General features: G+C 74.8%; 1 protein-coding gene. It reads right to left on the bottom strand.

Annotation, left to right across the window (positions count from 1 at the left end; translation table 11 throughout):
* Positions 1-4: 4 nt before the first annotated feature.
* Positions 5-218: hypothetical protein (locus MJ643_RS31365; RefSeq protein WP_247727411.1), on the bottom strand; the 214-nt coding region annotated here is incomplete at its 5' end.

Here is a 218-nt window from a genome sequence, read left to right as displayed (position 1 = left end):
CCCCTCACCCCGCCACGGCCACCAGATCTGCGGCCAGCGCCTCCGCCTCAGCGTCCGTGAGGTCGTGGACGGTGACGCGCAGGTGCTGCGAGGGTCCGGCGTCGGGGTCGAGCCGGAAGTCGTCGCCGGTGCGGACGAGCCAGCCGAGGCGCATGAGCAGCGCGGCCGCATCGCGGGCGGGGACCCCGACGTCGATCCACAGGCTCATGCCGTCTCCG

The organism is Pseudomonas sp. PNPG3, from assembly GCF_023093815.1.
Taxonomy (GTDB): domain Bacteria; phylum Pseudomonadota; class Gammaproteobacteria; order Pseudomonadales; family Pseudomonadaceae; genus Aquipseudomonas; species Aquipseudomonas asiatica.
This window is presented reverse-complemented; position numbering and strand designations above follow the sequence as displayed.